General features: G+C 66.9%; 2 protein-coding genes. Both read right to left on the bottom strand.

The annotated features are described in order from the left end of the window. Positions 1-554, bottom strand: a 554-nt coding sequence (locus tag VK92_RS38705; protein ID WP_048468266.1) for a DUF429 domain-containing protein, incomplete at its 3' end; no start/stop codon positions are given. Positions 555-563: 9 nt separating this feature from the next. Further along, positions 564-1,088, bottom strand: a complete 525-nt coding sequence (locus VK92_RS38700; RefSeq protein WP_043185438.1) for an HD domain-containing protein — start codon at positions 1,086-1,088, stop codon at positions 564-566. Between the last annotated feature and the right edge of the window lie 190 nt (positions 1,089-1,278).

Here is a 1,278-nt window from a genome sequence, read left to right as displayed (position 1 = left end):
CGCGCATCGACGGACTTCAGCGTCGACACGTCGATCCCCAGTCGCTCCAGCAACTGCCGGCGCTGGTTGCGTTTCTGCTTCGCCGACGCAACAGTCTTGCCCAGCATTGCGCAGGTGATCGCATAAGGATAGGTTTCGAAGCTCGCGCGCCCGCCCGCATAGCGCGCGCCGGTCAGCAGCGGATAGGCGTCCGCGAGTGCGCGGTAGACACGCTCTCCCATGAACATCCAGTCGAAGAAGCCTGACGTGCTCGCGACTGCCTGCTCCCGTGACGGCGTCGGAAAGCATGAGATCCGTTCGCGCGCGAGCGCCTGTTCCGCCGCCCGGCGCCCGCTCCCCGTCCACCACACGCTCGGTGCGTCGACACCGACGGCCACGACGTCATGGGCGAGACACAGCGCAGGCACCGCCTCGGGCGCGATTCGTTCCTCGCGGCAAACGACCGTTGGTCCGCGCAGGATCACGAGATCGCATTGCTTCTTTTCGCCACCCACATCGACACCCGCCACGGCCAGCGATTGCCGCGCGGATCCAGCGGATCGGGCCGATCGCATGCGGGCGCCTCAGTCCGCCGGCCGTGCGTCGTAGGCGGTGTCGAAGATCGCTTCGAGACCGGGATGCACGCCGCGCATCGGGTCGACGACCGACTTCGCCCAGTCGAAGTACGCCTGCTTGCGCTCGAGCGGCCAGTCCGCGGGCGGATGCCGTGCGATGTCGCGCAGGTTGCAGATCTTGTCGGCCAGCTTCACGAGCTTCGCACGCCGGCTGATGGTCGCCGCATGCTCGACCTGCAGGCGTTTGCGCTCTTCCTTCGGCAACGACTTGTCGTCGGTGACTTCCATCACGATGTCCGCCACGTCCTTGCCGAACAGCCGCAGCAGCTCCTGCTCGGTCGTCTCCGTATCCTCGACCGTGTCGTGCAGCACGGCCGCGACGATCACCCGCTCGTCCTCGACGCCGGCCTCGTTGGCCAGCACGTCGGCGAGCGCGATCGGATGATTGATGTACGGCGACGCTTCCTCGTCCTTGCGCCGCTGATTGCGATGCTTGTCCGCCGCGAACGCGATGGCAGCTACCAGCTTTTTCATATTCCCCCCTCGTATGGCCAGACCCGCGACCGGCAGAACCGGCCGCGCGCATTTCGGAACCGCACATACTACCTGCACGCGATGACCGCGCCCGTGCGCCGGCATCCCGGCACACCCCGCATCACGCGCTCATCGGCGCGCGCTGCAGCTCGACCACGTTGACCTGCGCACCGAATACGTCCCGCACGAG

This window comes from Burkholderia sp. LK4 (assembly GCF_001043615.1).
GTDB lineage: Bacteria > Pseudomonadota > Gammaproteobacteria > Burkholderiales > Burkholderiaceae > Burkholderia > Burkholderia cepacia.
This window is presented reverse-complemented; position numbering and strand designations above follow the sequence as displayed.